We start from the raw sequence: 22,604 nt of genomic DNA, 5'->3' as shown, positions 1-22,604 counted from the left end.
GAATTTTTTGCACAACTCTTTTTTCGTGTTTTTTGCCTGTTTGAATACTTTTCACTCCTTACGTGCAGATCTTGGTCGATCCGCTGTATTTTCACGGCGATCCCCGTGCTCAATTGGTTGTAATTCCATCAGCAAAGGCTAGTATTGCCGGTAAAGTACTTTCTTATAAAGAGGCTATTATTATGTCCGATGCTATTCGCCCCTATCTTCATTACTTACCTACGTTAGGTGAACGCGTCATGATTGATAGATCCAGTGTGATCATTGGTCATGTTGTTTTGGGTGATGATGTCAGTGTATGGCCATTAGTTGCCATTCGGGGTGATGTGAATCAAGTTAGCATTGGCGCGCGTTCTAATATTCAAGACGGCAGCGTGTTACATGTTACCCATCATTCTGAGCATAATCCTGAAGGAAACCCACTGGTGATTGGTGAAGATGTTACTGTTGGCCATAAAGCGATGCTTCACGGTTGCACTATTGGGAATCGGGTATTGGTGGGGATGGGTTCTATTGTGCTCGATGGTGCGGTTATAGAAGATGATGTGATGATTGGAGCGGGTAGCTTGGTTTCCCCCGGTAAGCGGTTAGTTGGCGGCTACCTTTATATGGGTAGCCCAGCCAGACAAGTCCGCCCTTTAACACCTGCTGAATTAGAAGGCCTGCTTTATTCTGCGGGTAACTATGTGCGCTGGAAAGATGACTATCTGGCAGAAACTAAATAAGCATCAATAATAAGATTGCAGGGGGTAAATGCTTACTTTCCCTGCATAACTCAATATCTTTCTATTTACCTAACTCATCACGCAGCTGATTTAGCACTGGCGTTATCTCCGGCATCACTCCATGCCAAAGTTTAAAAGCATGAGCAGCTTGCCCCACCAGCATTCCTAAACCATCAGCATAACTTGTCATTCCCAACGGCTTGGCCCAAGTTATAAATGGTGTGTCACCTGTTTGGTAAAACATGTCATAGCAGCGTGTTTCAGAGCTAATAATATCCTGAGGTAAGTTTGGCACTTCACCATAAATACCCGAAGCTGTCGCATTGATGATTAAATCAAAGGACTGCCCACTCAGATCTTGCATCTCGACGGCATCTATATCCCCTAAATGGTGGAATACTTCTGCAAGTTGCTGCGCGCGAGCATAAGTCCGATTAGTGATAACAAGCTTGCAGCCATATGAAAGTAAAGGAAGAATCACGCCACGCGCCGCCCCACCAGCACCCACCAATAAGATACTGTCTGTCACTTGGATCAAATGCTGTCGTTCAAGATCACTGAGTAAACCGATACCATCGGTATTATCACCCAATAAGCGTCCATCTTCTAATTGCTTAATTGTGTTGACGGCTCCCGCCAGTGATGCACGATCAGTCAATTCATCACACTTTGCATGAGCGCGCTCTTTAAACGGCGTGGTTATGTTCGCGCCCAGAGCACCATCAGCAAAAAACGATATTAATGTTTCTTCAAATGAGTCATTGGGAGCAAGTACCATACCGTATTGATGCTCGATACCGGTTTGCTTGGCAAAAAGCGCATGAATCCTAGGCGATTTACTGTGCCCTATTGGGTTACCAAACACTGCGAACTTCTGATCCATGCTTTTTCCTACCCTTGACGGAATTGCTTACCGGTCAACGCATCTTTGATTTCAGATGGATTCAAGCGACCACCAACCTCGCCGGAAAGCACCGGTAAAGAAGAGCCAAATTGTATTCTAACTTCTTCTTCTGTACGGCAAGGTTCCTGACCGCTTAAGTTTGCGCTGGTTGAAACCAGAGGCTTGCCATATTGGGAACAGAGTTTCTGTACAAGTGGGTGAGCACTCACTCTCACTGCTAATGAGTCAAAACTGCCCGTGAGCCAGAGTGGTGTCTCAGGACTAGCGGGGATGACCCAAGTGACCGGCCCCGGCCAAACGGAAAAAATCGTCTCTCGCTGGGCATCAGTGAGTGCCGAGTCATCCACATACGGTTTTAGCTGTTCATAATTGGCAGCAATCAGAATCAGTCCCTTCTGCCATGGCCGCTGTTTTAAGGCGAGCAATGCATTCACGGCTTTTTCGCTATCAGGATCGCAACCTAGCCCAAAAACAGCCTCTGTCGGATAAGCGATGACTTCATCTTGTTGCAATGCCCGCAACACATTTTTCAGAGAAGTATCCTCCTCTGGTTTAATCACACTGTTATTACTCACTGACGACTGCCTTCCCACATAACTTGCTGGCGCAAAAACGTTTTACACCTTGTGCTGTTCTCTTTTCCATTAATAATGGATAGTGGCAATAAGCACACTCTCCAGCAATGGGCTGCTGATTAATGGTAAACTGGCAATCGGGGTAGCGATTGCAGGCGTGGAAAACCTTTCCAAACCGGGATTTACGTTGTAGCAATTTGCCTTGACCACATTGCGGGCAATCTATAGATGTTTCATCTGGTTTATCAATTACTTCCGTATGAGTACATTGCGGGTATTGGCTACAACCGATAAACATCCCAAAGCGTCCTTGCCGCAGCACCATATCTGAACCACATTCAGGACAATGTTGCCCTTCCAGCACTTTTACGATATGCCCGTCAGCCTGCGCTTTCAGTGGGCGCATGTATTGACAGCCTGGATACTGTGAGCAACCAAGGAATGGGCCATGACCACCGCTGCGGATGACTAATGCCGATCCACACTCTGGACACGACCCATTATCCTTGGCAGGAACTGTTTTTGTCATAACGCCTTCTATATAAAGTTATTTACCCGTGATATTACCACTTAGTGTAAATAACCTTCATTGACTTCAAAAAGTAGCTCTTCCATCTGCTGGTAGGCGCTCTCATAACCAGGGATATTGAATAGCACCATTAATACCACCCATTTGAGATCCTCCAGATCAAGCTCGGTGGTATCCAGCGCCATTATTCGATCAATAACCATCTCACGGGTATCGAGTTGTAATACCTGAATTTGCTCCAGAAATAAGATGAATCCACGGCAAGTCACATCCAACCGTTGAGACTCTTCCGCCGTATAAATACGTAAAGCCTGCGGATCAGCAGCATAGAGATAAGGTGTTTTGTGCCCTTCTTGTAGGTCGGCAAGAGCCTCTAACCAATTCAAGGCGTTGTTGATATCCTCACGATAGAAACCCGCTTTAGCAAGATCATCACTAATATTGTCTTGATCAACAAGCATTTCCGACTCGTTGTGCATATAAGTTTCAAATAAGTAAATTAGAACGTCGAACATGGCCTGCCCTCCTTATTCGGACATAACCGCCGGGTACGGCTGCTACCCACCCTGCTAACTCCAGTTCGAGCAACTTGCTGACGATATCTGGCACAGGCTGGCCGGCACGTTCGGCGACGACATCAACAGGTGTCACCTCATCTCCTACGTTAGCCAACACATCAGCAAATGGCAATTCAACTTGCGCTTCTGATGAAGAAATAATTTCTTCGGCAGGTAATGATATCCATTGCAACTGCCCACTGAGTTGCTCCGATACTTCTTGCGCCGATCGAGCCAGATAAGCGCCTTGCTGAATTAGCCAATGCACACCTTCACTGGTCGCACTTCCTAACGGGCCGGGTAGCGCAAAAACATCTCTGCCTTGTTCCATCGCATACCGGGCTGTAATCAGAGAACCACTTTTCAGCGTGGCTTCCACAACCAATACCGCAGTACTTAACCCACTGATAATACGGTTGCGTCTGGGAAAATGTGCGGCAATGGGTAATGCGGTTGTCAAAAACTCCGAAACCAAAGCCCCACCTTGGGATTCAATTTCGCAGGCTAAATGGCTGTGTTGGCGTGGGTAGATGTTCTCCAACCCACTGCCTAATACCGCGATAGTCTGGCCTTGGACAGTTAAGGCTGCCTGATGGCAAATTCCATCGATCCCCATCGCCAAGCCACTGGTAATAACCAGCCCCGCAAGCGCCAGCTCAGAGGCAAAATGCCTGGCCCATTGTTCACCATAATGGCTAAAATGGCGGCTCCCAACCATCGCAAGCTGTGGGCGGTAGAGAACATCCAGTTCGCCGGAAACAAAAAGGATCAATGGCGCGGCAGAGATGTGTGTCAAACGAGGTGGGTAGCCAGGCTCCCCGTAACTGAGTAAGTGGTGTGAGGGATGAGTTAACCAGATTAATGCAGCCTCTATATAGCGGGGGTCCACTTGCGTAAATTGCTGACATTGTAGCGTATTCAGGCCGTAAGCGAGTAATCGCCCAGGGTGAATATCGCCACTGGCAAGTAACCGTCTAGCCAACAAGCTGCTTTTCACCGTCCCAACCCCCTTTACTTGGCTCATCCTGAGCCATAATTCCGCCGCTAACATATCGCCTCCCTGGCTTGCTGCCTAAGCTGATACCGATTTGTTCAATTGGTAGACGATGCTGTCAATCAGAGCCGGAAATGTCTAGAATGAAGATTGAATATCATTCACTACTCGGACGCAGATCTAGATATTTATGTCAGTATTACAAGTATTACATTACCCAGACGAGCGGCTGCGCAAAATTGCAGCGCCGGTAAAAGAAGTTAATGGTGAAATCCAGCGTATTGTGGACGACATGTTCGAGACAATGTACGCAGAGGAAGGCATTGGTCTTGCCGCAACCCAAGTGGATGTTCATAAACAAATTATCGTGATTGATGTTTCGGAAAATCGTGACCAGCGTTTAGTGTTGATTAACCCTGAGCTGCTGGAAAAAAGTGGTGAAACCGGCATCGAAGAAGGTTGCTTATCAATACCAGAGCAACGAGCCTTAGTCCCTCGCGCTGAAAAAGTGAAAGTCAGAGCGCTGGACCGCGACGGTAAACCGTTCGAACTCGAAGCGGATGATTTATTAGCAATCTGTATTCAGCACGAGATGGATCATTTGGTGGGTAAACTGTTTGTGGACTACTTATCACCACTGAAACGTCAGCGTATCCGCCAAAAGCTGGAGAAAATGGCTAAGCTGAATGCGCGCGCCAACTAACCCCTTTTAATTCAGGAAACCAATGTGTCTGATTCTTTGCGGATTATTTTTGCCGGAACTCCTGACTTTGCAGCGCGCCATTTAGGCGCGTTGTTGTCTTCTCAACATCAGATTGTGGGGGTTTTCACTCAACCAGACCGCCCAGCTGGCCGAGGGAATAAACTCACGCCAAGCCCGGTTAAGGTCTTAGCTGAACAACACAACATTCCAGTATTTCAGCCAAAATCATTGCGACCAGAAGAAAACCAGTATCTGGTTGCTGATCTTAAAGCAGATATTATGGTCGTTGTCGCCTATGGTTTGATTCTGCCAGCCGCTGTTTTAGCTATGCCACGACTAGGCTGCATTAATGTACATGGTTCACTGTTACCGCGCTGGCGCGGTGCTGCGCCGATCCAACGTTCATTATGGGCAGGAGACACAAAAACCGGTGTGACTATCATGCAAATGGATGTCGGGCTAGATACCGGTGATATGCTGCATAAAATTGAATGTGGTATTCAGCCAGAAGATACCAGCGCAACACTTTACGATAAATTAGCTCAGCTTGGCCCTCAGGGCTTATTGATAACGCTGCAACAATTGGCTGATGGCACTGCGCAGCCTGAAGTACAAGATGAAACGCAAGTTACCTATGCCGAAAAACTCAGCAAAGAGGAGGCCAGATTAGATTGGTCACTTTCTGCTGCTCAGCTAGAGCGTTGTATTCGTGCTTTTAATCCGTGGCCAGTTAGCTATTTTGTCGTTGATGAACAACCCATCAAAGTTTGGCAAGCACAAGTGCTCGCTGCCGTTGAGAATGCTACGCCAGGAATAATCATTCATGCCGATAAGCATGGCATTCAAGTTGCAACCGCTGATGGTGTTTTGAATATCACACAACTGCAACCGGCCGGGAAGAAAGCCATGTCCGCTGCTGACTTATTAAATTCACGACGCGAATGGTTTACACCCGGTAACCAACTAGCATAAAAGATCTATTAAATCATATACCCAATGGATTTCATGGTGCAGGAAGGCGGCAAACGAGAGAATCCCGATGAGCTTATACAAGTAAGTGATTCGGGTGACAAATCTGCCCGGAGCAGATTTGAACGTTGCTTGCAGCGGCCTCGCAGAGGCGAGGCCCATGGACGGGCCGAGTAGCGAAGGCAGCCAACGCATCTGCAACTTGAAAGATGACGGGTATAAGTTTCATCGCCCGGTATATCATCATCGGGCCACTTTCCCTTTATTTGCTGACGTTTGTCGGCTTTTTTGGTTATGAAAAACACATATAATCTCCGCAGCATCGCTGCTAAAGCAATTAGCCAGGTATTGGATCAGGGGCAATCGCTCAGTACCGTTCTACCTGAGCTTCAGAAAAATATTTCCGACAAAGATCGCGCTTTGCTACAGGAGTTGTGTTTTGGCGCTTTGCGTGTTCTACCACAGCTTGAATGGTGTATCCAGCAGTTGATGGCACGCCCATTGACCGGCAAACAGCGCATTTTCCATTATTTGATTATGGTCGGGTTGTACCAGCTGATTTATACCCGCATTCCTCCACATGCTGCTCTGGCCGAAACCGTTGAAGGTGCGACAGCCCTTAAACGCCCACAATTAAAAGGGCTGATCAACGGGGTACTGCGCCAATTCCAGCGCCAACAAGTAGAATTACTGGAACGTGCTGCCAATAACGATAGCCGCTATCTGCATCCAAGCTGGTTATTGGCGCGGATTAAGCAGGCATATCCAGACCAATGGCAACAAATTCTGGAGGCGAATAACCAAAAACCTCCTATGTGGCTGCGTGTGAGCCGGCTACACCATTCACGAAATGAATATCTTGAGCTATTAAAACAAGCCAATATTGATGCTCTGCCCCATGACTTTTATTCCGATGCCGTACGCCTCATTACGCCATGTGCCGTCAATGATCTGCCGGGTTTCGAACTCGGCTGGGTTACCGTGCAAGATGCATCGGCACAAGGCTGCGTTGATCTGCTTGATCCGCAAGATGGTGAGCAGATCCTCGATTTATGTGCCGCTCCAGGGGGCAAAACGACGCATATTCTGGAAGCTGCGCCTAAGGCCCATGTATTGGCTATCGATATAGATGAACAACGACTCAGTCGGGTTAAAGAAAACTTACAACGCCTGAATTTACATGCGGTCGTAAGAGTCGGCGATGGACGGACACCCGATGAATGGTGCGGTGATCAGCAGTTTGATCGAATACTATTAGATGCACCATGCTCTGCAACAGGCGTCATTCGTCGGCACCCAGATATCAAATGGCTACGTCGGGACAGCGATATTGCTGATTTGGCCAAATTACAATCAGAGATTGTTGAAGCTATCTGGCCTAAACTGAAAAAAGGCGGCGTAATGGTTTATGCTACCTGCTCTATATTACCGGACGAAAATCAGCAGCAGATTGCCGCTTTTTTGCAACGGCACTCCGAAGCTGAGTTAGTGGAGACGGGAACTGCCGTTGCCCCCGGTAAGCAGAACTTGCCCCATCCTGAGGATGGTGACGGTTTCTTTTATGCAAAGTTGATCAAAAGATAGTTGTGGCTTTTGCTATGCCTCGAAACCTAATGTCAGTGTGAAACAGAGAACGCTATGAAAATCATTATTCTTGGGGCGGGGCAAGTTGGCGGAACCCTGGCAGAAAACCTGGTAGGTGAAAATAACGATATTACAGTCGTTGATATTGACTCGGGCCGTTTGCGTCAATTGCAGGATAAATTTGACCTGCGCGTGGTCCAGGGGCATGGTTCTCACCCTCGGGTCTTGCGAGAAGCCGGGGCAGAAGATGCCGATATGTTGGTGGCGGTCACTAATTCAGATGAAACCAACATGATCGCGTGCCAAATCGCATACTCATTATTTAATACCCCAAATCGCATCGCTCGCATTCGTTCAGCCGAATATATTCGTGAAGCGGATAAGCTTTTTCTGCCAGAAGCGGTTCCTATCGACCATTTGATTTCGCCAGAACAACTCGTTATCGATTATATCTATAAGTTAATCGAATACCCTGGCGCATTACAGGTGGTTAACTTTGCTGAAGGTAAGGTCAGTATTGCTGCGGTTAAGGCCTATTATGGCGGGCCATTAGTCGGAAATGCATTATCGTCTTTACGTGAACATATGCCGCATATTGACACCCGAGTTGCCGCTATATTCCGCCAGGACCGGCCAATCCGCCCGCAAGGCTCGACAATCATTGAAGCCGGTGATGAAGTATTTTTCGTAGCTGCCTCCCAGCATATTCGGGCCGTAATGAGTGAACTGCAACGGCTGGAAAAACCCTACAAACGCATCATGATTGTGGGTGGTGGCAATGTGGGTGCTGGTTTGGCTTTACGGTTAGAGAAAGATTACAGCGTGAAATTAATTGAACGTGACCCACAACGCGCCGCTGATCTAGCCGAAATGTTGCATGATACTATCGTATTTTATGGCGATGCATCAGATCAGGAACTGTTAGCAGAAGAGCATATTGAGCAGGTTGATGTCTTTATTGCCATTACTAATGATGATGAAGCAAATATTATGTCCGCTATGCTCGCAAAGCGCATGGGCGCTAAAAAGGCAATGGTATTAATCCAGCGCAGCGCCTATGTCGATCTGGTTCAGGGAAGTGTTATTGATATAGTTATATCACCACAACAAGCCACGATTTCTGCACTACTGGGCCATGTGCGTAAAGCTGACATTGTTAGCGTATCATCCCTACGACGTGGCGTTGCTGAAGCGATAGAAGCTATTGCTCACGGTGATGAAAGCACATCAAAAGTGGTTGGTCGAATGGTAGAAGATATCAAGCTGCCACCTGGCACAACCATCGGGGCAATTGTACGCGGCGACGAAGTTATTATTGCCAACAGTAATTCCGTTATTAAGCAGGGCGATCATGTGGTGATGTTTATTACTCATAAAAAGTTTGTCCCTGATGTGGAACGGTTATTCCAACCAAGCCCATTCTTCTTGTAATCAGCACAATTAGCCTCTACGGAATAGTTTATAAATTAAAACTATTCTGATGGGGGATGAGAAAAAAATGTCTATAATTTGTGGCATTAGGATTTATTTAACTAAGATTAAGTAGTTCATTTTTAAAAGGAGTGTTGGTTATGAGTTTTATGAAGGAGTTTCGTGAATTTGCCATGCGTGGCAATGTGGTCGACTTGGCTGTCGGTGTAATTATCGGTGCTGCATTTGGCAGAATCGTTTCTTCGCTTGTTGCCGATATCATTATGCCACCACTGGGTGTATTACTGGGCGGCGTCGACTTCAAACAATTCCATGTGGTATTACGTGCAGCTGAGGGGACGGTTCCTGCAGTTGTAATGAATTACGGTATCTTTATTCAAAGCATTTTCGATTTTGTCATTGTCGCACTCGCCATATTTTCAGCAGTGAAGCTAATGAATAAAATGCGCCGCGAAAAAGCGGAAGAACCTGCAGCACCGCCAGCACCAACAACAGAAGAAAAACTGCTCGCAGAGATTCGTGATTTACTGAAAGCACAACAGCCAAAATAACTACAGCCTTATTTAACGTCAAAAGCCATCAAATGATGGCTTTTTTATTTAGTTTCAAATCGAGAAGGCCAGTGGTAATAAATCTATTGATTGCTTACCACTGGCCTCCCAGTTACCACCTTTTGCGTGTTTTTCTTTACGCTGATAGCTTCCTTTGCCTTTAACATTCTTTTCAATACGTTGCCTGAAAAGAGGATCATGAAGTAGAGCTTCCAGCGCGTTGTCCTTAATTTTTCCTTTGGCATGTCGATATGTCGTCATATTAGTTATCCTCATCAATCCTAGTTTTGCTTAAAAAACCTGCGGATAATACTGCGGTTTTCGACAAATTTAAAGATCTAACCGAAATAATTACCCTTTAACTAACTCTTCAGCGGCACCTTGTTCCAACGCTTCTAAAATAGAGCAATATGTTGTGGCATGGGTACTCCCACAACAAGCCTGACTAAGACGCTTTAGAGACTCACGCATTTTCTTTAGTTCTATAATCTTACTTTCTACATCGTGCAAACGCGAGTCTACGATCGCCTTAGATTCCTGACAAGTATGATGCGCAGGATCAACCCGGATCGACAGTAACTCAGCAATAGTCTCTAACGTGAATCCTAACTGTTTAGCATAACGGATAAAACGTAAACGCTGCAAATCTTGCTCATTATAAAGCCTGTATCCCCCTGTCGTTCGCTCTCCATGTTCCATCATGCCTTGCTTTTCATAATAGCGAATAGTATCTGGTGTAACATCAGCAAGTTTGGCGAGCTGCCCTATCTTTAACATTCGTTATTCCTTTTTAGAGAGTTGACCTGCCACTTTATCCTGGTATTCGTTATGCAAGGACTCTACATTAAAACCTGCCAGGTTTAATCTAAACTTCAGTAAAACCAAGCGATTAAGAAAATTCGAGTGGTTATTATTACACCTATCAAGTGGTGATAGCACATCAGTGAGAGTAAGTAATTCCTGCCTATCCTTTATGATGGGGAAAGTATCCTGCATTCTTGAGTAATCGGTATCCAGCCCTTAGATCTGCGGAAACACAGGTAGCATCATCAAATAGTGATGGTTGGCTGTATCCAGGAAAATTATCGAGTTCACCCTTTTCTTGAGCACTTATAATGTGTTTTTCAAACTGTTCATTGATTAATCCCATATCGCTACTAAGAGATCAAGGCTCAAAAAGTAGGATGGTAGTTAAGATTAATGGATTGGCAGATAAATAATAGGAGGAGAGAGAAAAAATACGAGGGATGGACACTTAGATCACTTAATTATGGGCGTAAAAAACCGGGCAAGCCCGGTTTTTTTACGCGTTTACAGATTACTCTGCAGCAACTACTTCTGCTTGCGATGCAGCACGATCAACTAACTCGATGTAAGCCATCGGTGCGTTGTCGCCTGCACGGAAGCCACACTTCAGAATGCGAGTGTAACCACCGGCGCGGCTCGCGAAACGCGGGCCTAGCTCGTTAAACAGTTTTGCCACGATCTCGTTATCACGAGTGCGGGCGAATGCCAGACGACGATTAGCTACGCTGTCGGTCTTGGCAAGAGTAATCAGCGGCTCAACAACGCGACGCAGCTCTTTCGCTTTCGGCAGGGTCGTCTTGATTATCTCATGACGAACCAAAGAGCCGGCCATGTTACGGAACATAGCCTGGCGATGGCTGCTGTTACGGTTCAGTTGACGACCACTCTTACGATGGCGCATGACCTTATCCTTCTCAGTAAAACCTTAACCTGTGATCCGGTTACTCGTCAGCAATGCTAGCTGGTGGCCAATTTTCTAGGCGCATGCCTAAAGAAAGACCACGGGAAGCAAGCACGTCTTTAATCTCAGTAAGAGATTTTTTACCCAGGTTCGGCGTTTTCAGCAACTCAACCTCGGTACGCTGTACCAGATCACCGATGTAGTGGATAGCTTCTGCCTTGAGGCAGTTAGCAGAGCGGACAGTCAATTCCAGATCGTCAACAGGGCGCAGCAGGATCGGATCGAACTCTGGCTTCTCTTCTTTAACTTCCGGCTGACGTACATCACGTAGGTCAACGAAAGCTTCAAGCTGTTCGGCCAAGATAGTTGCCGCACGGCGGATCGCCTCTTCAGGATCGATCGTACCATTGGTTTCCATCTCGATAACCAACTTGTCCAGGTCGGTACGCTGTTCTACACGCGCTGCTTCAACATTGTAGGCAATACGCTCTACAGGGCTATAGCATGCGTCTACTAACAGACGACCAATCGGGCGCTCATCTTCTTCCGAATGAATTCGGGCAGAAGCCGGCACATAACCCCGACCACGTTGAACTTTGATACGCATACTAATAGATGCGTTCTCATCGGTCAGGTGGCAGATAACGTGCTGCGGCTTGACGATTTCGACATCACCATCATGGGTAATATCGGCTGCAGTCACAGGGCCAATGCCAGATTTATTCAGGGTAAGAATAACTTCATCTTTGCCCTGAACTCTCACCGCCAGCCCTTTCAGGTTGAGCAGGATCTCCAGGATATCTTCCTGTACGCCTTCTTTGGTGCTGTACTCATGTAGTACACCATCAATCTCAACCTCGGTCACCGCGCAACCCGGCATAGATGAAAGCAGAATACGGCGCAGTGCGTTGCCGAGAGTATGGCCAAAGCCACGCTCTAACGGCTCAAGGGTCACCTTGGCGTGCGTCGAACTGACTTGCTCGATATCTACCAGGCGCGGTTTTAGAAACTCTGTCACAGAACCCTGCATTGTGTCCTCTCTTTGGTACTAAGCTTTACTTGGAGTAAAGCTCGACGATCAGGTGTTCGTTAATGTCCGCAGACAGATCAGTACGTTCAGGAATACGTTTGAACACACCTTCCATCTTGACAGCATCAACTTCCAGCCAAGTCGGCTTTTCACGCTGCTCAGCCAGCTCCAAAGCTGCCTTAACACGAGACTGCTTTTTAGCTTTCTCACGGATGCTGACTACGTCATTCGGAGATACCTGATAAGAAGCGATGTTAACAACGCGACCATTTACCATGATAGCTTTATGACTAACCAGCTGACGTGATTCAGCACGAGTTGCGCCAAAGCCCATACGGTAAACTACGTTATCCAGACGGCCTTCCAGCAATTGCAACAGGTTTGCACCAGTGTTGCCTTTCAGACGTGCTGCTTCTTTATAGTAGTTACGGAATTGACGTTCCAGAACACCATAGATACGGCGAACTTTTTGCTTCTCACGTAACTGCACACCGTAGTCAGACAGACGCGGTTTACGCGCACCGTGCTGGCCAGGTGGTTGTTCAATCTTACACTTGGTGTCAATCGCGCGAACGCCAGACTTAAGGAACAGGTCTGTGCCCTCACGACGGCTCAGCTTGAGCTTAGGACCCAAATATCTTGCCATTTTCTCTCTCCAACAAACCTAAAAGCAGCGTTATACGCGGCGCTTTTTCGGCGGACGACAACCGTTATGAGGGATCGGAGTCACATCAGTAATATTAGTGATGCGAAAACCAGCCGCGTTTAGCGCACGGATAGTAGACTCACGGCCCGGACCAGGTCCTTTAACCATAACTTCCAGATTCTTGATACCGTATTCTTTCACTGCGTCAGCGCAGCGCTCTGCTGCAACTTGCGCTGCAAACGGAGTAGACTTACGAGATCCACGGAAACCGGAACCACCTGCTGTTGCCCAACCCAATGCGTTACCTTGACGATCTGTAATAGTAACGATGGTGTTGTTGAAAGAAGCATGGATATGAGCCACACCGTCAGAGACTGTCTTTCTTACACGCTTGCGTGCACGAATAGGTGCCTTTGCCATTATTCAATCACCCCGATTATTTCTTGATCGGTTTACGCGGACCCTTACGGGTACGTGCGTTGGTCTTAGTACGCTGACCGCGAACTGGTAGACCACGACGATGACGCAAACCACGATAAGTCCCAAGGTCCATCAGACGCTTGATGCTCAGGGTCACCTCACGACGCAGATCACCTTCTACAACGTACTTGGCAACTTCGTCACGCAGCTTCTCGATTTGCTCTTCAGACAGCTCACTGATCTTAACATTTTCAGCAATACCCGCTGCAACACAGATAGCCTGTGAACGGGTCTTACCGATGCCGTAGATCGCGGTTAAAGCGATAACGGTATGTTTCTGATCAGGAATGTTAATGCCTGCTATACGGGCCACTATGCACTCCTACTATTTTATACAGCAATACCATTCTGAAAAGCCCGTTTTCAGGATACTCAAATAGTATTGCAGTCACATACAAAAGATTGGCTGGCTAATCTAGCCAGCTCAACCCAACTTTGCAAGAAAAATATGCAAGATAAATCAGCCTTGACGCTGTTTATGCTTTGGTTCGGCACTGCAGATTACGCGAACGACACCGTTACGCTTAACAATTTTGCAGTTACGACATAATTTCTTGACGGAAGCACGAACTTTCATTTTTACTCTCCGTAACTTCTCAAACATCCCTGATTAGCGGTTATAGCCTTTCAGGTTTGCTTTCTTCAATGCAGACTCGTATTGACTTGACATCATCAGAGTTTGCACTTGAGCCATAAAGTCCATGATGACCACCACTACAATAAGTAGGGAGGTACCACCAAAGTAAAATGGTACTTTCATCGCGTCACGCATGAACTCCGGGATCAGGCAGATGAAAGTAATATACATCGCACCAATTAAGGTTAGACGCGTCATTACTTTATCGATGTACTTCGCCGTTTGCTCTCCCGGACGAATTCCTGGCACGAATGCACCGGACTTCTTCAGGTTATCTGCTGTTTCACGCGGGTTAAACACCAACGCCGTGTAGAAGAAACAGAAGAAGATGATTGCAGACGCATAGAGTAACACATAAAGCGGCTGTCCCGGCTGCAAATACATCGAAATAGTCGTCAGCCAGTTCCAACCTGTCCCGCCCCCAAACCATGATGCAATCGTGGCAGGGAACAGAATTATGCTGGAAGCGAAGATTGCGGGGATAACCCCAGCCATATTCACTTTCAACGGTAAGTGTGTGCTCTGTGCTGCATAAACACGACGACCTTGTTGACGCTTGGCATAGTTAACGACGATACGACGTTGACCACGTTCAATGAAAACAACGAAGAAGGTTACTGCAAACACTAATACTGCAACCAACAGCAACAGGAGGAAGTGCAGGTCGCCTTGCCGAGCTTGCTCGATGGTATGGGCTATTGCAGGTGGAAGACCAGCAACAATACCAGCGAAGATTATGATTGAGATACCGTTGCCGATGCCTCTCTCAGTAATCTGTTCGCCAAGCCACATCAGGAACATTGTTCCTGTGACCAAGCTAACAACAGCGGTAAAGTAGAAAGCAAAGCCTGGATTGATTACCAGACCTTGCATCCCAGGCATATTCGGCAAACCGGTAGCAATACCGATCGACTGAAATATAGCCAATACCAACGTGCCATAGCGGGTGTACTGACTAATCTTACGACGGCCAGCTTCCCCTTCTTTCTTTATTTCAGCTAACGCTGGGTGAACCACCGTTAGTAGTTGGATAATAATTGATGCCGAAATATACGGCATAATACCCAAAGCAAAGATAGAGGCACGACTGAGTGCACCACCAGAGAACATGTTGAACATTTCAATGATGGTGCCTCTTTGCTGTTCGAGCAATTTGGCAAGCACAGTGGCATCGATACCAGGAATCGGAATAAAAGAGCCGATACGGAAAACAATAAGCGCACCGATAACAAACAAAAGTCTGCGCTTCAGTTCGCCTAATCCGCCTTTAGCACTTTGAAAATCTAATCCTGGTTGCTTAGCCATCAGCTCACTTATTCCTCAATTTTACCGCCAGCAGCTTCGATAGCAGCACGAGCGCCTTTGGTGACACGCAGACCACGCAGAGTTACCGCACGAGTGATTTCGCCTGAAAGCATAACTTTCGCGAATTCAATCTGGATACCAACAACGTTAGCGGCTTTCAGCGTGTTCAGGTCGATTACGTCGCCTTCCACTAAAGCCAGTTCAGACAGACGAACTTCTGCCGTGATCATCGCTTTGCGAGAGGTGAAGCCGAATTTCGGCAAACGACGATATAAAGGCATCTGACCACCTTCAAACCCACGGCGTACGCCACCGCCAGAACGTGAGTTCTGACCTTTGTGACCACGACCAGCGGTTTTACCCAGGCCAGAACCAATACCACGACCTACACGCTTCGGCGCATGCTTGGCACCTTCAGCCGGAGACAGAGTATTTAAACGCATCTGTTACTCCTCAACTTTAACCATGTAGGAAACCAAGTTGACCATACCACGCACAGCAGGAGTATCCTCACGCTCTACAGTATGACCAATACGACGCAGACCTAAACCGATCAGAGTTGCCTTATGTTTCGGCAAACGACCGATACTGCTTTTTGTTTGAGTTACTTTAATAGTCTTTGCCATGGTTATTTCCCTAGAATTTCTTCGACGGACTTACCACGCTTGGCAGCGACCATTTCTGGGGATTTCATATCTTCCAAGGCTGCAATAGTTGCACGAACCACGTTGATCGGGTTAGTAGAACCATAGGTCTTAGCTAATACGTTATGAACCCCTGCAACTTCTAAAACGGCGCGCATTGCACCACCGGCGATGATACCGGTACCTTCAGAAGCTGGTTGCATGAATACACGAGAACCTGTATGAGCACCTTTAACTGGGTGCTGCAGAGTACCGCTATTCAATGCAACATTAATCATAGCGCGACGGGCTTTTTCCATCGCTTTCTGGATCGCTGCCGGAACTTCGCGTGCTTTGCCGTAGCCAAAACCAACGCGACCGTTACCATCACCAACTACTGTCAGTGCGGTAAAGCTGAAAATACGGCCACCTTTTACGGTTTTAGATACGCGGTTTACCGCGATCAGCTTTTCCTGCAGTTCGCCAGCTTGTTTTTCGATGTGTGACATCTTACACCTCTACCTTAGAACTGAAGGCCAGCTTCACGGGCAGCATCTGCCAGTGCCTGGACTCGACCATGATATTGGAAACCGGAACGGTCAAAGGATACTTTCGTAATCCCTTTTTCCAACGCGCGCTCAGCAATAGTTTTGCCTACAGCTGTTGCGGCATCTTTGTTGCCGGCGTACTTCAATTGCTCATTGATAGCTTTTTCTAAAGTAGAAGCGGCGACCAAAATTTCAGAACCGTTTGGTGCAATAACCTGCGCGTAAATATGGCGTGGGGTACGATGTACCACCAGGCGAGTCGCACCCAGTTCTTTGAGCTTGCGGCGTGCGCGGGTCGCACGACGGATACGAGCTGCTTTCTTATCCATAGTGTTACCTTACTTCTTCTTAGCCTCTTTGGTACGCACGACTTCGTCGGCGTAACGGACACCCTTGCCTTTATAAGGCTCAGGACGACGGTAGGCACGTAAATCTGCTGCAACCTGACCAATCACCTGCTTATCAGCGCCTTTCAGCACGATTTCAGTTTGGGTCGGGCATTCGGCAGTAATGCCAGCCGGCAATTCATGGTCAACTGGATGAGAGAAGCCTAAAGCTAAATTCACCACGTTGCCTTTAACTGCGGCACGGTAACCTACACCTACCAATTGAAGCTTCTTAGTGAAGCCTTCGGTAACACCAACGACCATTGCATTAAGCAGTGCACGAGTGGTACCCGCTTGGGCCCAACCGTCTACAGCGCCTTCGCGTGGAGCGAAAGTCAGTGTATTTTCTTCTTGCTTAACTTCAACAGCGCTATGGACGGTACGAGTCAGCTCGCCGTTCTTACCCTTTATCGAAATAACCTGACCGTTGAGTTTTACCTCTACGCCGGCAGGAATGACGACGGGTGCTTTTGCAACACGAGACATTCTTTCCTCCCGAATTAAGCTACGTAGCAGATAATCTCGCCACCAAGACCAGCTTGGCGAGCTGCACGATCGGTCATAACACCTTTAGAGGTAGAAATAACAGCGATACCCAAACCGGCCATAACTTTTGGCAGCTCATCTTTTTTCTTATAGATGCGCAAACCTGGACGGCTGATACGTTGAATGCTTTCTACCACTGCCTTGCCTTGGAAATACTTAAGAGCTAATTCCAGAACTGGCTTGGTGTCGCCTTCGATTTTAAAATCTTCAATAAAACCTTCTTCCTTCAGAACGTTGGCAATTGCCACTTTCAGCTTGGAGGAAGGCATGGTGACCGCGACTTTGTTTGCGGATTGACCGTTACGGATACGGGTCAGCATATCCGCGATCGGATCTTGCATGCTCATCTGTCTTTACTCCCGTGATTCAATTGGTGACAATTACCAGCTAGCCTTTCTAAGGCCCGGGATTTCACCGCGCATTGCGGTTTCACGGACTTTAATACGGCTCAACCCGAACTTCCGCAAGAAACCATGCGGACGACCAGTTTGGTTGCAGCGGTTACGCTGACGGGACGGGCTGGAATCACGCGGCAGAGACTGCAGCTTCAGAACAGCATTCCAACGATCTTCGTCGGATGAGTTCACACCAGAGATAATAGCTTTTAATTCCTCGCGTTGAGCGCGGTATTTGTTAGCTAGTTTCACGCGAACGACTTCGCGTGCTTTCATTGATTGCTTAGCCATCAGTAACCCTACCTTACTTGCGGAATGGGAATTTAAAAGCTGCCAATAACGCGCGGCCTTCATCATCGGATTTCGCAGTAGTGGTAATGGTAATATCCAAACCACGTACACGATCGACTTTATCGTAGTCGATTTCCGGGAAGATGATCTGCTCGCGCACACCCATGCTGTAGTTACCACGACCATCGAATGACTTAGCGGACAAGCCACGGAAGTCACGGATACGAGGTACAGCAATGGTGATCAGTCGCTCAAAGAATTCCCACATGCGTTCGCCACGCAGGGTCACTTTACAGCCGATCGGATAGCCCTGACGGATTTTGAAGCCTGCAACAGATTTGCGTGCTTTGGTGATAAACGGCTTTTGACCGGAGATTGCTGCCAAGTCTGCTGCTGCATTATCCAGCAGTTTCTTGTCAGCGATCGCTTCACCAACACCCATATTCAGGGTGATCTTCTCGACCCGAGGGACTTGCATGACAGAGTTGTAGCCAAACTGAGACATCAGTTGTTTGACCACCTCGTCTTTGTAGTAATCATGCAGTTTCGCCATCGTATTACTCCAAATTACTTGATAGTTTCGCCGTTAGATTTGAAGAAACGAACTTTTTTTCCGTCTTCAAATCTAAAGCCTACACGGTCAGCCTTACCAGTTGTCGCGTTGAACAGCGCAAGGTTGGAAACTTGAATAGCAGCTTCTTTTTCAACAATGCCACCTGGTTGGTTCAGGGCCGGAACCGGCTTCTGATGTTTTTTAACCAGGTTGATACCTTCAACAATGACCTTACCAGCAGACAGGACATTCTTTATTTTACCGCGCTTACCTTTGTCTTTCCCGGTTAGCACGATAACTTCGTCATCACGACGGATTTTCGCTGCCATGGTTCGCTCCTTAGAGTACTTCTGGTGCCAGAGAGATAATTTTCATGAACTTCTCATTACGCAGTTCACGAGTTACCGGCCCAAAAATACGCGTGCCGATTGGCTGCTCGCTGTTATTATTTAAAATAACACAAGCGTTACCATCGAAGCGAATGACAGAACCGTCCGGGCGACGTACACCCTTCTTGGTGCGCACCACTACCGCCTTCAGAACATCGCCTTTCTTCACCTTGCCACGAGGAATTGCTTCCTTGATGGTGATCTTGATGATGTCGCCGATGCCTGCGTAGCGACGGTGCGAGCCACCTAGAACCTTGATACACATTACGCGACGTGCACCGGAGTTGTCGGCCACGTTCAGCATAGTCTGTTCTTGGATCATGTTAGTGCTCCGCTAATGTCAACTACTACTTTAGGACCCAGAATAGGTCGTTTAAAAGCCCCACTAATGAGGGCGCAGCATTATAACACCGCTTCCAAATTATGGGTAGAAAAAATAAACGGCCCACATTCTGAGCCGTTTACTATGTTCGAGTTGGCTACTCTATTACAGAATCGCTTTCTCTACAACGCGAACAAGCGTCCAAGACTTAGTCTTTGACAGTGGACGGCATTCGCGGATTTCTACCACGTCACCGATACCACATTCGTTGTTCTCGTCATGTACATGCAATTTCGTCGTACGACGGATGAATTTCCCGTAAATCGGGTGTTTCACCACACGTTCGATAGCAACAACCATGGATTTCTCCATTTTGTCACTAACTACGCGACCTTGCAGAGTACGGATTTGCTCAGTCATTACGCACCCGCCTTCTCAGTCAGTAAAGTCTTAACACGTGCAATATTACGGCGCACTTGTTTCGACAGGTGAGTTTGTTGCAGCTGGCCACTAGCCGCCTGCATGCGCAAATTAAATTGCTCACGCAGCAGGTTGAGCAGCTCAGTGTTCAGCTCTTCAACGCTTTTTTCACGCAGCTCTTGTGCTTTCATCACATCACCGTCTTAGTTACAAAGGTGGTTCCTACAGGCAGTTTCGCTGCTGCGAGCTTAAATGCTTCGCGAGCAGTTTCTTCAGGTACACCAGCCATTTCAAACAACATTTTTCCTGGCTGAATCAGGGCAACCCAATACTCTACGTTACCCTTACCTTTACCCATACGCACTTCGAGCGGCTTCTCAGTGATCGGCTTGTCCGGGAATACACGGATCCAGACCTTACCTTGACGCTTAATTGCACGTGTCATCGCACGACGGGCTGCTTCGATTTGACGAGCCGTCAGGCGGCAACGGCCACAAGCTTTCAGGCCGAACTCACCGAAGCTAACATCCGTACCTTGCGCAAGGCCACGGTTACGGCCTTTGTGCATCTTACGGAATTTTGTACGCTTTGGTTGTAACATCAGCGATTCTCCTTACTTGCGGCCTTTACGCTGCTGCTTTTTAGGTTGAGCAGCCGGTTCCGGTTGTTCAACAGCAGCCATACCACCCAAGATCTCACCTTTGAAGATCCATACCTTAACGCCGATTACACCATAAGTGGTGTGCGCTTCAGATGTGTTGTAATCGATATCCGCACGCAGTGTATGCAACGGAACACGACCTTCACGGTACCATTCGGTACGCGCGATTTCAGCACCGCCAAGGCGGCCGCTTACTTCAACTTTGATACCTTTAGCGCCAAGACGCATTGCGTTCTGTACAGCACGCTTCATAGCACGACGGAACATAACACGACGTTCCAGCTGTGAAGTGATGCTGTCAGCAACCAATTTTGCGTCCAGTTCCGGTTTACGGACTTCGGCGATGTTAATCTGTGCAGGAACGCCAGCGATATCCGCTACGACCTTACGCAGTTTTTCGACATCTTCACCTTTCTTGCCGATAACGATGCCAGGGCGAGCGGTGTGAATAGTCACACGGATGCTCTTCGCTGGACGCTCGATAACGATGCGAGAAACGGAAGCTTTCGCTAATTCTTTAGTCAAGAATTGGCGAACTTTAAAGTCGCTGTCCAGGTTGTCAGCGAATTCTTTGGTATTTGCGTACCAGGTAGAGTTCCAAGCTTTGACAATACCTAGTCGAATACCATTAGGATGTACTTTCTGACCCATTGCTAGTCTCCAGAGTCTCAGCGATCGGACACAACCACAGTAATGTGGCTGGTGCGCTTCAGGATGCGATCTGCACGACCTTTTGCACGCGGCATAATGCGCTTCATGCTAGGGCCTTCGTCTACGAAGATCTTCGTGACTTTCAGATCATCGATGTCAGCGCCATCGTTGTGTTCTGCGTTAGCAATGGCAGACTCCAGTACCTTCTTAACCAAACCAGCAGCTTTCTTGTTGGTATAGGCCAGAGTTTCCAGAGCTTGCGACACTTTCTTACCGCGAATCAGGTCCGCTACCAAGCGAACCTTCTGAGCAGAAGAACGAGCGTGGCGATGTTTAGCGATAGTTTCCATCTCTTCCTCCTACCTTAGCGCTTTTTAGCCTTTTTATCGGCCGCATGGCCGCGATAAGTACGGCTCGGCGCGAATTCACCCAGTTTGTGACCGACCATTTCATCGGAAACAAAAACGGGAACGTGCTGACGACCATTATGGACAGCGATGGTCAAACCGATCATATTTGGAAAGACCGTTGAACGACGGGACCAAGTCCGAATTGGCTTCTTGTCTCCGCTTTCCACCGCTTTCTCTACCTTCTTCAGCAAGTGCAGGTCAATGAAGGGACCTTTCTTGAGAGAACGTGGCATGGCTTATCCTCTAATTATTTTTTACTACGGCGACGTACGATGAACTTATCAGTACGCTTGTTGCTACGGGTCTTCTTACCTTTGGTTTGAACGCCCCACGGGGTTACCGGGTGCTTACCAAAGTTACGACCTTCACCACCACCGTGTGGGTGATCTACCGGGTTCATCGCCGTACCGCGAACGGTAGGACGAATACCACGCCAACGACTGGCACCTGCTTTACCCAGGACACGCAGCATATGTTCAGCGTTACCGACTTCACCTAAGGTGGCGCGGCAATCAGCTAGAACTTTGCGCATTTCGCCGGAGCGCAGACGCAGAGTAACGTAGGAACCGTCACGAGCAACGATCTGAACGTATGCACCAGCAGAACGAGCCAATTGGCCGCCTTTACCTGGTTTCATTTCTACGTTATGAACCGTTGAACCAACTGGGATGTTACGCATAGGCAGGGTGTTACCCGCTTTAATTGCAGCATCAACACCAGATTGAATCTGGTCACCAGCTTTCAGGCCTTTCGGCGCCAGGATATAACGACGTTCGCCGTCTTTGTACAGAACCAGCGCAATGTTTGCGGAACGGTTCGGATCGTACTCCAGACGCTCAACCACAGCAGGGATACCATCTTTGTTGCGTTTGAAGTCAACCAGACGATAATGTTGCTTGTGGCCACCACCGATATGACGGGTGGTGATACGACCATTGTTGTTACGGCCACCGCTTTTGCTTAATTTCTCAAGCAACGGAGCATAAGGCTTACCCTTATGCAACTCCTGGTTAACCACTTTAACAACGTGGCGACGACCCGGAGATGTAGGTTTACATTTAACAATTGCCATTGCTTACTC

38 protein-coding genes are annotated in these 22,604 nt (G+C 47.7%); 6 read left to right on the top strand and 32 right to left on the bottom strand.

The genetic code is table 11. The annotated features are described in order from the left end of the window. Positions 1-182 precede the first annotated feature (182 nt). Complete coding sequence (locus tag YALDO0001_RS09370) at positions 183-725, top strand: gamma carbonic anhydrase family protein (protein ID WP_042839642.1); 543 nt, start codon at positions 183-185, stop codon at positions 723-725. Positions 726-786: 61 nt separating this feature from the next. On the opposite strand, the gene aroE is transcribed toward YALDO0001_RS09370, so the two are convergent. From aroE to dprA, 5 genes are read right to left on the bottom strand one after another with little or no spacing between them, the layout of a single operon-like run. Beyond that, complete coding sequence (aroE, locus tag YALDO0001_RS09365) at positions 787-1,608, bottom strand: shikimate dehydrogenase (RefSeq protein ID WP_004702373.1); 822 nt, start codon at positions 1,606-1,608, stop codon at positions 787-789. Positions 1,609-1,616: 8 nt separating this feature from the next. Further along, complete coding sequence (gene tsaC / locus YALDO0001_RS09360; protein ID WP_004702371.1) at positions 1,617-2,189, bottom strand: L-threonylcarbamoyladenylate synthase type 1 TsaC; 573 nt, start codon at positions 2,187-2,189, stop codon at positions 1,617-1,619. A gap of 7 nt (positions 2,190-2,196) precedes the next feature. Next, complete coding sequence (locus YALDO0001_RS09355) at positions 2,197-2,733, bottom strand: DNA topoisomerase family protein (RefSeq protein ID WP_042839635.1); 537 nt, start codon at positions 2,731-2,733, stop codon at positions 2,197-2,199. Between the two features lie 41 nt (positions 2,734-2,774). Further along, positions 2,775-3,248 (bottom strand): DUF494 family protein, encoded by a 474-nt coding sequence (locus YALDO0001_RS09350; protein ID WP_042547556.1) that lies wholly within the window; start codon positions 3,246-3,248, stop codon positions 2,775-2,777. Continuing rightward, positions 3,220-4,341: a DNA-protecting protein DprA gene (dprA, locus tag YALDO0001_RS09345; protein WP_004702365.1), complete on the bottom strand. Its 1,122-nt coding sequence runs from the start codon at positions 4,339-4,341 to the stop codon at positions 3,220-3,222. The genes YALDO0001_RS09350 and dprA overlap by 29 nt, the downstream gene beginning before the upstream one ends. A gap of 133 nt (positions 4,342-4,474) precedes the next feature. Between dprA and def the strand changes: the two genes are divergently transcribed. The 5 genes from def (at position 4,475) to mscL (ending at position 9,522) form a co-directional block, all read left to right on the top strand. After that, positions 4,475-4,987 carry a peptide deformylase gene (def, locus tag YALDO0001_RS09340; protein WP_004702362.1) on the top strand — a complete coding sequence of 171 codons (513 nt, stop codon included), beginning with the start codon at positions 4,475-4,477 and terminating at the stop codon, positions 4,985-4,987. Positions 4,988-5,011: 24 nt separating this feature from the next. Beyond that, positions 5,012-5,959: a methionyl-tRNA formyltransferase gene (gene fmt, locus YALDO0001_RS09335; RefSeq protein ID WP_004702360.1), complete on the top strand. Its 948-nt coding sequence runs from the start codon at positions 5,012-5,014 to the stop codon at positions 5,957-5,959. Positions 5,960-6,250: 291 nt separating this feature from the next. Further along, a complete protein-coding gene (rsmB, locus tag YALDO0001_RS09330; RefSeq protein ID WP_004702358.1) occupies positions 6,251-7,540 on the top strand; it encodes a 16S rRNA (cytosine(967)-C(5))-methyltransferase RsmB in 1,290 nt (429 codons plus the stop codon). A gap of 54 nt (positions 7,541-7,594) precedes the next feature. Further along, on the top strand, positions 7,595-8,971 hold the full coding sequence (gene trkA / locus YALDO0001_RS09325; protein ID WP_004702357.1) for a Trk system potassium transporter TrkA: 1,377 nt from the start codon (positions 7,595-7,597) through the stop codon (positions 8,969-8,971). 140 nt (positions 8,972-9,111) lie between these two features. Further along, positions 9,112-9,522: a large-conductance mechanosensitive channel protein MscL gene (gene mscL / locus YALDO0001_RS09320; RefSeq protein ID WP_042839634.1), complete on the top strand. Its 411-nt coding sequence runs from the start codon at positions 9,112-9,114 to the stop codon at positions 9,520-9,522. A gap of 54 nt (positions 9,523-9,576) precedes the next feature. Here the strand turns inward: mscL and YALDO0001_RS09315 are convergent, their stop codons facing one another. The 27 genes from YALDO0001_RS09315 to rplB form a co-directional block, all read right to left on the bottom strand. Then, positions 9,577-9,783 (bottom strand): alternative ribosome-rescue factor A, encoded by a 207-nt coding sequence (locus YALDO0001_RS09315; protein ID WP_004702355.1) that lies wholly within the window; start codon positions 9,781-9,783, stop codon positions 9,577-9,579. 90 nt (positions 9,784-9,873) lie between these two features. Then, entirely contained in the window at positions 9,874-10,299 is a 426-nt protein-coding gene (zntR, locus tag YALDO0001_RS09310) for a Zn(2+)-responsive transcriptional regulator (protein WP_004702354.1), read from the bottom strand. Positions 10,300-10,486: 187 nt separating this feature from the next. Beyond that, positions 10,487-10,672 (bottom strand): DnaJ family domain-containing protein, encoded by a 186-nt coding sequence (locus tag YALDO0001_RS21855; RefSeq protein WP_231583078.1) that lies wholly within the window; start codon positions 10,670-10,672, stop codon positions 10,487-10,489. 168 nt (positions 10,673-10,840) lie between these two features. Continuing rightward, the gene (gene rplQ, locus YALDO0001_RS09300; protein ID WP_004391407.1) at positions 10,841-11,230 is read right to left on the bottom strand and encodes a 50S ribosomal protein L17; all 390 of its coding nucleotides are present in this window, start codon (positions 11,228-11,230) and stop codon (positions 10,841-10,843) included. A gap of 40 nt (positions 11,231-11,270) precedes the next feature. After that, complete coding sequence (locus YALDO0001_RS09295; RefSeq protein ID WP_002438685.1) at positions 11,271-12,260, bottom strand: DNA-directed RNA polymerase subunit alpha; 990 nt, start codon at positions 12,258-12,260, stop codon at positions 11,271-11,273. Between the two features lie 25 nt (positions 12,261-12,285). Beyond that, entirely contained in the window at positions 12,286-12,906 is a 621-nt protein-coding gene (gene rpsD, locus YALDO0001_RS09290) for a 30S ribosomal protein S4 (RefSeq protein WP_002218949.1), read from the bottom strand. A 30-nt stretch (positions 12,907-12,936) separates the two neighbouring features. Next, positions 12,937-13,326: a 30S ribosomal protein S11 gene (gene rpsK, locus YALDO0001_RS09285; RefSeq protein ID WP_004709234.1), complete on the bottom strand. Its 390-nt coding sequence runs from the start codon at positions 13,324-13,326 to the stop codon at positions 12,937-12,939. A gap of 16 nt (positions 13,327-13,342) precedes the next feature. Further along, positions 13,343-13,699 (bottom strand): 30S ribosomal protein S13, encoded by a 357-nt coding sequence (rpsM, locus tag YALDO0001_RS09280; RefSeq protein WP_004702348.1) that lies wholly within the window; start codon positions 13,697-13,699, stop codon positions 13,343-13,345. Between the two features lie 147 nt (positions 13,700-13,846). Next, a complete protein-coding gene (gene rpmJ, locus YALDO0001_RS09275) occupies positions 13,847-13,963 on the bottom strand; it encodes a 50S ribosomal protein L36 (RefSeq protein WP_002227352.1) in 117 nt (38 codons plus the stop codon). A 33-nt stretch (positions 13,964-13,996) separates the two neighbouring features. Beyond that, on the bottom strand, positions 13,997-15,328 hold the full coding sequence (secY, locus tag YALDO0001_RS09270) for a preprotein translocase subunit SecY (RefSeq protein ID WP_002213344.1): 1,332 nt from the start codon (positions 15,326-15,328) through the stop codon (positions 13,997-13,999). A gap of 8 nt (positions 15,329-15,336) precedes the next feature. Beyond that, a complete protein-coding gene (gene rplO, locus YALDO0001_RS09265) occupies positions 15,337-15,771 on the bottom strand; it encodes a 50S ribosomal protein L15 (RefSeq protein WP_004702343.1) in 435 nt (144 codons plus the stop codon). 3 nt (positions 15,772-15,774) lie between these two features. After that, positions 15,775-15,954, bottom strand: coding sequence for a 50S ribosomal protein L30 (gene rpmD / locus YALDO0001_RS09260; protein ID WP_002213339.1), 180 nt, complete (start codon positions 15,952-15,954; stop codon positions 15,775-15,777). A gap of 2 nt (positions 15,955-15,956) precedes the next feature. Next, positions 15,957-16,460: a 30S ribosomal protein S5 gene (gene rpsE, locus YALDO0001_RS09255; protein WP_004702341.1), complete on the bottom strand. Its 504-nt coding sequence runs from the start codon at positions 16,458-16,460 to the stop codon at positions 15,957-15,959. A 14-nt stretch (positions 16,461-16,474) separates the two neighbouring features. Next, positions 16,475-16,828 carry a 50S ribosomal protein L18 gene (gene rplR / locus YALDO0001_RS09250; RefSeq protein WP_004702337.1) on the bottom strand — a complete coding sequence of 118 codons (354 nt, stop codon included), beginning with the start codon at positions 16,826-16,828 and terminating at the stop codon, positions 16,475-16,477. A gap of 9 nt (positions 16,829-16,837) precedes the next feature. Continuing rightward, positions 16,838-17,371: a 50S ribosomal protein L6 gene (rplF, locus tag YALDO0001_RS09245; protein ID WP_004391415.1), complete on the bottom strand. Its 534-nt coding sequence runs from the start codon at positions 17,369-17,371 to the stop codon at positions 16,838-16,840. Positions 17,372-17,385: 14 nt separating this feature from the next. After that, positions 17,386-17,778: a 30S ribosomal protein S8 gene (rpsH, locus tag YALDO0001_RS09240; RefSeq protein WP_032820216.1), complete on the bottom strand. Its 393-nt coding sequence runs from the start codon at positions 17,776-17,778 to the stop codon at positions 17,386-17,388. A gap of 33 nt (positions 17,779-17,811) precedes the next feature. Then, positions 17,812-18,117, bottom strand: coding sequence for a 30S ribosomal protein S14 (rpsN, locus tag YALDO0001_RS09235; RefSeq protein WP_032906605.1), 306 nt, complete (start codon positions 18,115-18,117; stop codon positions 17,812-17,814). Positions 18,118-18,130: 13 nt separating this feature from the next. After that, positions 18,131-18,670 carry a 50S ribosomal protein L5 gene (gene rplE / locus YALDO0001_RS09230; protein ID WP_004391419.1) on the bottom strand — a complete coding sequence of 180 codons (540 nt, stop codon included), beginning with the start codon at positions 18,668-18,670 and terminating at the stop codon, positions 18,131-18,133. Between the two features lie 14 nt (positions 18,671-18,684). After that, entirely contained in the window at positions 18,685-18,999 is a 315-nt protein-coding gene (gene rplX / locus YALDO0001_RS09225) for a 50S ribosomal protein L24 (RefSeq protein ID WP_004702335.1), read from the bottom strand. A 10-nt stretch (positions 19,000-19,009) separates the two neighbouring features. After that, positions 19,010-19,381, bottom strand: coding sequence for a 50S ribosomal protein L14 (gene rplN / locus YALDO0001_RS09220; protein ID WP_002213325.1), 372 nt, complete (start codon positions 19,379-19,381; stop codon positions 19,010-19,012). A gap of 165 nt (positions 19,382-19,546) precedes the next feature. After that, positions 19,547-19,801, bottom strand: a complete 255-nt coding sequence (gene rpsQ / locus YALDO0001_RS09215; protein ID WP_032820219.1) for a 30S ribosomal protein S17 — start codon at positions 19,799-19,801, stop codon at positions 19,547-19,549. After that, positions 19,801-19,992, bottom strand: a complete 192-nt coding sequence (gene rpmC, locus YALDO0001_RS09210) for a 50S ribosomal protein L29 (RefSeq protein WP_005159843.1) — start codon at positions 19,990-19,992, stop codon at positions 19,801-19,803. Before rpmC ends, rpsQ begins: the two co-directional genes overlap by 1 nt. Then, entirely contained in the window at positions 19,992-20,402 is a 411-nt protein-coding gene (gene rplP / locus YALDO0001_RS09205; RefSeq protein WP_038242806.1) for a 50S ribosomal protein L16, read from the bottom strand. The genes rpmC and rplP overlap by 1 nt, the downstream gene beginning before the upstream one ends. A gap of 12 nt (positions 20,403-20,414) precedes the next feature. Beyond that, entirely contained in the window at positions 20,415-21,113 is a 699-nt protein-coding gene (gene rpsC, locus YALDO0001_RS09200) for a 30S ribosomal protein S3 (RefSeq protein WP_002221644.1), read from the bottom strand. Between the two features lie 17 nt (positions 21,114-21,130). Continuing rightward, positions 21,131-21,463 (bottom strand): 50S ribosomal protein L22, encoded by a 333-nt coding sequence (gene rplV / locus YALDO0001_RS09195; protein WP_004391423.1) that lies wholly within the window; start codon positions 21,461-21,463, stop codon positions 21,131-21,133. 14 nt (positions 21,464-21,477) lie between these two features. Further along, positions 21,478-21,756 carry a 30S ribosomal protein S19 gene (rpsS, locus tag YALDO0001_RS09190; RefSeq protein WP_042839632.1) on the bottom strand — a complete coding sequence of 93 codons (279 nt, stop codon included), beginning with the start codon at positions 21,754-21,756 and terminating at the stop codon, positions 21,478-21,480. A 14-nt stretch (positions 21,757-21,770) separates the two neighbouring features. Beyond that, positions 21,771-22,595, bottom strand: coding sequence for a 50S ribosomal protein L2 (gene rplB / locus YALDO0001_RS09185; protein ID WP_004391424.1), 825 nt, complete (start codon positions 22,593-22,595; stop codon positions 21,771-21,773). Between the last annotated feature and the right edge of the window lie 9 nt (positions 22,596-22,604).

This window comes from Yersinia aldovae ATCC 35236, assembly GCF_000173735.1.
GTDB lineage: Bacteria > Pseudomonadota > Gammaproteobacteria > Enterobacterales > Enterobacteriaceae > Yersinia > Yersinia aldovae.
Note: the sequence above shows the minus strand (reverse complement) of the source record. Positions and strands in the feature narration are given on the sequence as shown.

What these genes read in the sequence shown, in the direction of transcription:
- YALDO0001_RS09370 (WP_042839642.1), top strand. Translation starts at nt 183, where the DNA reads ATGTCCGATGCTATTCGCCCCTATCTTCATTACTTACCTACGTTAGGT.
- aroE (WP_004702373.1), bottom strand. Translation starts at nt 1,608, where the DNA reads ATGGATCAGAAGTTCGCAGTGTTTGGTAACCCAATAGGGCACAGTAAA.
- YALDO0001_RS09355 (WP_042839635.1), bottom strand. Translation starts at nt 2,733, where the DNA reads ATGACAAAAACAGTTCCTGCCAAGGATAATGGGTCGTGTCCAGAGTGT.
- YALDO0001_RS09350 (WP_042547556.1), bottom strand. Translation starts at nt 3,248, where the DNA reads ATGTTCGACGTTCTAATTTACTTATTTGAAACTTATATGCACAACGAG.
- dprA (WP_004702365.1), bottom strand. Translation starts at nt 4,341, where the DNA reads ATGTTAGCGGCGGAATTATGGCTCAGGATGAGCCAAGTAAAGGGGGTT.
- def (WP_004702362.1), top strand. Translation starts at nt 4,475, where the DNA reads ATGTCAGTATTACAAGTATTACATTACCCAGACGAGCGGCTGCGCAAA.
- rsmB (WP_004702358.1), top strand. Translation starts at nt 6,251, where the DNA reads ATGAAAAACACATATAATCTCCGCAGCATCGCTGCTAAAGCAATTAGC.
- trkA (WP_004702357.1), top strand. Translation starts at nt 7,595, where the DNA reads ATGAAAATCATTATTCTTGGGGCGGGGCAAGTTGGCGGAACCCTGGCA.
- mscL (WP_042839634.1), top strand. Translation starts at nt 9,112, where the DNA reads ATGAGTTTTATGAAGGAGTTTCGTGAATTTGCCATGCGTGGCAATGTG.
- YALDO0001_RS09315 (WP_004702355.1), bottom strand. Translation starts at nt 9,783, where the DNA reads ATGACGACATATCGACATGCCAAAGGAAAAATTAAGGACAACGCGCTG.
- zntR (WP_004702354.1), bottom strand. Translation starts at nt 10,299, where the DNA reads ATGTTAAAGATAGGGCAGCTCGCCAAACTTGCTGATGTTACACCAGAT.
- YALDO0001_RS21855 (WP_231583078.1), bottom strand. Translation starts at nt 10,672, where the DNA reads ATGGGATTAATCAATGAACAGTTTGAAAAACACATTATAAGTGCTCAA.
- rplQ (WP_004391407.1), bottom strand. Translation starts at nt 11,230, where the DNA reads ATGCGCCATCGTAAGAGTGGTCGTCAACTGAACCGTAACAGCAGCCAT.
- YALDO0001_RS09295 (WP_002438685.1), bottom strand. Translation starts at nt 12,260, where the DNA reads ATGCAGGGTTCTGTGACAGAGTTTCTAAAACCGCGCCTGGTAGATATC.
- rpsD (WP_002218949.1), bottom strand. Translation starts at nt 12,906, where the DNA reads ATGGCAAGATATTTGGGTCCTAAGCTCAAGCTGAGCCGTCGTGAGGGC.
- rpsK (WP_004709234.1), bottom strand. Translation starts at nt 13,326, where the DNA reads ATGGCAAAGGCACCTATTCGTGCACGCAAGCGTGTAAGAAAGACAGTC.
- rpmJ (WP_002227352.1), bottom strand. Translation starts at nt 13,963, where the DNA reads ATGAAAGTTCGTGCTTCCGTCAAGAAATTATGTCGTAACTGCAAAATT.
- secY (WP_002213344.1), bottom strand. Translation starts at nt 15,328, where the DNA reads ATGGCTAAGCAACCAGGATTAGATTTTCAAAGTGCTAAAGGCGGATTA.
- rplO (WP_004702343.1), bottom strand. Translation starts at nt 15,771, where the DNA reads ATGCGTTTAAATACTCTGTCTCCGGCTGAAGGTGCCAAGCATGCGCCG.
- rpmD (WP_002213339.1), bottom strand. Translation starts at nt 15,954, where the DNA reads ATGGCAAAGACTATTAAAGTAACTCAAACAAAAAGCAGTATCGGTCGT.
- rpsE (WP_004702341.1), bottom strand. Translation starts at nt 16,460, where the DNA reads ATGTCACACATCGAAAAACAAGCTGGCGAACTGCAGGAAAAGCTGATC.
- rplR (WP_004702337.1), bottom strand. Translation starts at nt 16,828, where the DNA reads ATGGATAAGAAAGCAGCTCGTATCCGTCGTGCGACCCGCGCACGCCGC.
- rplF (WP_004391415.1), bottom strand. Translation starts at nt 17,371, where the DNA reads ATGTCTCGTGTTGCAAAAGCACCCGTCGTCATTCCTGCCGGCGTAGAG.
- rpsH (WP_032820216.1), bottom strand. Translation starts at nt 17,778, where the DNA reads ATGAGCATGCAAGATCCGATCGCGGATATGCTGACCCGTATCCGTAAC.
- rpsN (WP_032906605.1), bottom strand. Translation starts at nt 18,117, where the DNA reads ATGGCTAAGCAATCAATGAAAGCACGCGAAGTCGTTCGCGTGAAACTA.
- rplE (WP_004391419.1), bottom strand. Translation starts at nt 18,670, where the DNA reads ATGGCGAAACTGCATGATTACTACAAAGACGAGGTGGTCAAACAACTG.
- rplX (WP_004702335.1), bottom strand. Translation starts at nt 18,999, where the DNA reads ATGGCAGCGAAAATCCGTCGTGATGACGAAGTTATCGTGCTAACCGGG.
- rplN (WP_002213325.1), bottom strand. Translation starts at nt 19,381, where the DNA reads ATGATCCAAGAACAGACTATGCTGAACGTGGCCGACAACTCCGGTGCA.
- rpsQ (WP_032820219.1), bottom strand. Translation starts at nt 19,801, where the DNA reads ATGACTGAGCAAATCCGTACTCTGCAAGGTCGCGTAGTTAGTGACAAA.
- rpmC (WP_005159843.1), bottom strand. Translation starts at nt 19,992, where the DNA reads ATGAAAGCACAAGAGCTGCGTGAAAAAAGCGTTGAAGAGCTGAACACT.
- rplP (WP_038242806.1), bottom strand. Translation starts at nt 20,402, where the DNA reads ATGTTACAACCAAAGCGTACAAAATTCCGTAAGATGCACAAAGGCCGT.
- rpsC (WP_002221644.1), bottom strand. Translation starts at nt 21,113, where the DNA reads ATGGGTCAGAAAGTACATCCTAATGGTATTCGACTAGGTATTGTCAAA.
- rplV (WP_004391423.1), bottom strand. Translation starts at nt 21,463, where the DNA reads ATGGAAACTATCGCTAAACATCGCCACGCTCGTTCTTCTGCTCAGAAG.
- rpsS (WP_042839632.1), bottom strand. Translation starts at nt 21,756, where the DNA reads ATGCCACGTTCTCTCAAGAAAGGTCCCTTCATTGACCTGCACTTGCTG.
- rplB (WP_004391424.1), bottom strand. Translation starts at nt 22,595, where the DNA reads ATGGCAATTGTTAAATGTAAACCTACATCTCCGGGTCGTCGCCACGTT.